3 protein-coding genes and 1 pseudogene are annotated in these 5,054 nt (G+C 68.1%); all 4 read right to left on the minus strand.

What is annotated here, in order from left to right; translation table 11 throughout:
• A partial coding sequence (locus JHC81_RS13705) for an efflux RND transporter permease subunit (protein WP_292175594.1) occupies positions 1 to 2,780 on the minus strand: 2,780 nt, incomplete at its 3' end.
• Entirely contained in the window at positions 2,780 to 3,925 is a 1,146-nt protein-coding gene (locus tag JHC81_RS13710; RefSeq protein ID WP_292175596.1) for an efflux RND transporter periplasmic adaptor subunit, read from the minus strand. The genes JHC81_RS13705 and JHC81_RS13710, both read right to left, overlap by 1 nt.
• A 128-nt stretch (positions 3,926 to 4,053) precedes the next feature.
• The gene (locus tag JHC81_RS13715; RefSeq protein WP_366466298.1) at positions 4,054 to 4,833 is read right to left on the minus strand and encodes a hypothetical protein; all 780 of its coding nucleotides are present in this window, start codon (positions 4,831 to 4,833) and stop codon (positions 4,054 to 4,056) included.
• Positions 4,830 to 5,054: pseudogene (locus tag JHC81_RS13720) on the minus strand (class II aldolase); the annotation flags it as partial. The gene JHC81_RS13715 and the pseudogene JHC81_RS13720, both read right to left, overlap by 4 nt.

Below are 5,054 nucleotides of genomic sequence, written 5' to 3' on the forward strand. Positions count from 1 at the left end.
GCCGCCGCCAGGGGCACGGTCAGCATGATCACCGCCGGGGTGATCCAGCTCTCGAACTGGGCCGCCAGCACCAGGAACACCAGCAACAGCGCCAGGCCGAAGGCCGCGGCCACAGCTCCACCCGCTTCCTGCTGATCGCGCGCCGCACCGCCCCACTGAGTGGCGACGACGCCCTGCGGCTGTTCGCTGGCCACGCGGTCGAGGAACTCGGTCGCATCGGCGATGGTCGTGCCGGGGTTCAGGTCCGCCGAAAGACTGATGGACCGTTGGCGGTCCAGACGGCGCCGGTCCGGCGTATCGCCCGATGTCTGGGTCGTGACGACGGCGGACAGCGGCACAAGCTGGCCGCTGCCGGTCGCGACATACAGGCTTTCCAAGTCCTCGACCGTCCGGCGGTTGTCGCGCTCGGTCTGCAGGATGACGTCATACTCCTGACCGCCGCGCAGATAGGTCGTGGCGCGCCGCGAGCCGAACATGGTCTCAAGGGTCCGCCCGATCGCTTGCGACGACACGCCCAGCGCCGCCGCCTTCTCCGGATCGACATCGACCAGCAGACGCGGCGAGTTGGGCTCATAGTTCAGACGCGGGCGCGAGAAGCCGGGGTTCTCCAGCGAGGCGGCCAGTACCGGCTGGAGCCAGTTGTAGATGTCCTGATACTCCGACCCCGTCACGATCATCTCGACCGAGTTGGAGTTGCCGCCCCCGCGCTGGAAGGCACCGGGCACGCTGGCGTTGACCTGGGCGTCGGTCTGGCTGCGCAGCTTGCCGTTCAGCTCCTGGGCGATCTCATCGGCCGAGCGGTCGCGTTCGGACCAGTCGGCCAGGGTCAGGTTGGCGTTGCCGGAGTTGAAGCTGCCGCCACCGAAGCCGGGGGCGGAGATCAGATAGCTGTCGGCCTCGCCGTTCGCCCGGTATTCGGCCAGGATCGGTTCCAGACCCAGCATGATGCGGCGGGTGTAGTCGAAGCCGGCCCCTTCCGGGCCCTGCACCCGGACCTGCACCCGGCCCCGGTCTTCGGGGGGCACCAGTTCGTTCGGCAAAGTCAGGAACATGGCCGCGGCTCCGCCGCCGACCAGCAGGATCACCCCGACCACCCCGAACACGGCGATGCGCTTGCCCAGCAGGGCCTGAAGCGAGTTGCCGTAGGAGTTCTTCAGCTTGTCCATGCCCCAATCGACCCGCCGGGCCAGCCAGCCGCCGGTCGTGACCGGCCGCAGGATCTTGGACGCCATCATCGGAGACAGCGTCAGGGCCAGGAAGGCGGAGAAGGCCACAGCCGCGGCGATAGCGGCCGCCAGCTCCACGAAAAGCCGTCCGACATAGCCCGGCAGGAACAGCAGGGGCGCGAACACAGCCAGCAGCACGATGGTGGTCGCGATGACGGCAAAGAACACCTGACGCGCGCCACGCTCGGCCGCGACCAGTGGCGGCTCACCGTGATCCAGACGACGCTGGATGTTTTCCGTCACAACGATGGCGTCGTCGACCACCAGGCCGATCGCCAGAACCAGAGCCAGCAAGGTCAGCAGGTTGAGCGAAAAACCCAGCGGGGCCAGAACGATGAAGGTCGCCAGCAGGCAGATCGGGGCCACCACCGACGGGATCAACGCGGCCCGGAACGAGCCCAGGAAGACGAAATTGACCAGGGCCACCAGCGCCATGGAGATGCCAATGGTGATCCAGACCTCATCGATGGCGTGCGAGGTGAAGACCGAGTTGTCCGAGCCGACGACCAGTTCGGTGCCTTCGGGCAGGCTGGCACGCACGCTGTCCAGCAGTTCGGTTACGCCGTCCGAAATGGCCAGGTCGTTGGACTGGGCCTGACGGGTGATCGCCAAACCGATCTGGTCCAGACCATTGCCACGGAACAGGCGGCGGTCCTCTTCCGGTGCTTCCTCGACGCGGGCGATGTCGCCCAGACGGGTCACATAGGCCCCCGTGCCCTGGATGGCGGTCGAGGCCCCGCTGGGCAGGGCCGTCGCGGTCGAGGCCGCATTGGCGGTTCCGCCGGTCGTGGTGCCCGCCCCCGTCGCGGATCCGCGCGTGCCGATCGGCAGCTGGCGGAAGTCCTCGGCCAGGGCATAGGTCCGCGCCACGCGAACGGTGTAGTTCTTCTCGCCGGATTCCAGCGACCCGGCCGGCAGTTCGACGTTCTGCGTCGTCAGCGCCGTCTCGACGTCGGTGACCGTCAGGCCGCGCGCCGCCAGCGCTGCGGCATCCAGCCAGATACGCATCGAATAGCGCTGCTCGCCATAGATCTGCACCTGGGCGACACCGGGCACGGTGGCCAGCTGGTCGATCAGATAGCGGTCGGCGTAGTCCGTGAGCTCCAGCCGGTTCATCGACGTGGAGCGCAGGAACAGGATCATGATCGGCTGGCTGTCCGAGTCCGCCTTGGCCACTTCCGGCGGCTCGGCCTGATCCGGCAACTGCCCCACGACGCGGCTGACCCGGTCACGCACATCGTTGGCGGCGTCGTCGATGTTGCGGTCCAGGGCGAATTCGATGGAGACGCTGGAACGCCCGTCGCGACTGGTCGAGTTGATGCGTTCGACGCCCTGAAGGCCGGCGATCTGCTGCTCGATCGGCTCGGTGATGCGACTTTCTATGACCTCGGCTGAGGCCCCGGCATAGCTGGTGTTGACCGACACGATGGGCGGATCGACGTCTGGCAGCTCCCGCACAGGCAGGAAAAAGAAGGCCGCCGCCCCGATCACGCACAGCACGATCGCCGCCACCGCCGCGAAGACGGGGCGACGCACCGCCATGTCGGACAGCATCATCGCGCGGCTCCCTGCGGTGCGGCGGCGGCACCCTGACGGGCTCCTCCGCGCTGACCCCCCGCGCCGGCCACGGTGACCGGCGCATTGGGCTGGATGCGGTTCAGGCCCGAGGCGACGATGCGGTCGCCTGCGTTCAGGCCGGATATGATTTCCACGAAGCCGCCCTCGACGGCCCCCGCCTCGACCTCGACCCGCTGGGCGGTGGAGCCGTTTTCGCCACGTGCGATCCGATAGACGAAAGCCCCCTCGCCTTCATACTGAACGGCCGCTTCCGGCGCGGCCACCGAAGTGCGTTGGCCCTGCTGGACCGCGACCCGCACAGCCATGCCGGGACGTATACGCCCGCCGGGATTGGGGATCTCCGCCCGCGCCGTTACCGACCGGGTTTGTTCGTTCACCCGGGTGTCGATCAGGGCGATCCGGCCGCTGAAGGTCTCGTCGCCATAGGCGTCGATGGTCGCCGTGATCGGAACGCCGGGCCGCAGGACCGACAGATACCGCTCCGGAATCGGAAAATCGACGCGGACCACATCGATGTCGTCCAGGGTCGCGATGATGCCGCCCGGATTGACCAGCGTGCCGGCCGTCACCGTGCTGAGGCCCAGCACGCCGGCGAAGGGTGCGCGGATCGTTCGGTCGCCCTGGCGCGCCTGCGCCGCCGCCAGCGCCGCCTGCGCCGTCGCCAGTTCGGTCTCGTATTGCTCGACCATCATGGGCGAGGCGAAGCCACGATCGCTGAGTGTCTTGTAGCGATTGTACATAGACCGGGCCTGATCGACCTGGGCGCGCGCCTCGCCGACGCCGGCGTCTTCCTCGCGCGCCTGAAGCTGGACCAGGGGCGTCCCCGCCGCGACCCGCTGGCCGTCGGTGAACAGAACCCGGGTGATCAGTTCGCTGGTGGACGAGGTGATGTTGACCGAGCGGCGACCGCGCGCCACGCCGAGCACGCGGATCTGGTCGCTGAACGAACGCTGGGCTACCACAGCCTCGGACACCGCCTGACCTCTGCCGCCGGGACCGCCGGGACCACCACGGCCGCCCGCCTTTTCGTCGCCCGCAAACGCCATGCGCAGAACGACGGCCAGAACCATCAGAGCCAGCAACACACCGGCGGCAATCAGGAAGAAGTGGCGTTTGATCACGCGTCAGGCTCTCCGGCGGTCAGTGGGCATGCCGACTTAGCGGCTTTCGCCGTCGACGCAACTCAATGAGATGTAACGCGGACTGTTCCGGTTTCCGTCGCGGAAATGACTGAGTAAAAACGCCGCGCTCAGAACCGCCGCCACAGCGCCACTACAGGGCCGCTAGCCGCAGGCGTCTCCCGGCCCAGCACCGTCTGACGCCAGCCCGCCTGCAGGCTCCACTGGCCCATGTCGCGGACGACCGAGGTTTCGACCGACAGCCACTGCGCCCCGTCGTCGTCAGTCTGGCCGCCGAAAGCCTGGGCCAGCAGCATCCAGTTGCGGCCATAGCGAGAGCCCGCCGTGGCATCAATGCGCGTTTCGTCCGGCAGACCCTGCCGCATCCGCCGCGCCACCTGCACGTCCACGAAGGAACTGCGCGGGCTGAACCGCCTGCCATTGCCGTCGAACGACCGACCGACCGAGGCCCGGACCTCCCAGTCCTGATCCCCGACCCCCGGCGCGGCATAGCCCGCATTGCGCCCTTCGCCTCCATCGGCATAGCCGCCGTACAGGCTGACGGAGGTCCGGTCGTCGCGCCAGACCCGCCAGGTCACCCCGACCTCCAGCGGCCCACGCCCTTCGTATTCCACGAAGGCGTCTTTCCCCGATTGCCAGTCACCCTTGAACTGGAATGTCAGCGTATCCGTCAGCCCGTATTCGATGAAGGCACTCAGAGCCGTGTCGCGCCGATCCGCCGGCAGATCGACCCGGTTACCGTCGGGGTCGAACCCCTGATCCGCCCGCATCTCCTCGAACTTGACGATGATCTGACCCTGACCCTTCGGCTGGGTCCAGGGACCGGCCAGACACGGCGTCGCCACCGCAAGGGCTGCGACCCCGATCCACAGCCCCCCGGCCGATGTCACGCGTCGTAGCCCGGCGACTTTCGATCCAGCATCCGCAGGGCCCCCGGCCAGGCCAGGGAGGAGATGAAGCCGATGCCCTTGCCCTGTTCCTTGGTTTCTTCCTGCGCCGCGTCGGGGGCCATCAGCACATGTTCGCGTCCCCCCGACAGGGCGGCCACCTGCTGGGCGCAGGCCCGCTCCAGGAAGAACATCCCGACCCAGGCCGCCGCCGCCGTCTGACC

The organism is Brevundimonas sp. (assembly GCF_016463295.1).
Taxonomy (GTDB): Bacteria; Pseudomonadota; Alphaproteobacteria; order Caulobacterales; family Caulobacteraceae; genus Brevundimonas.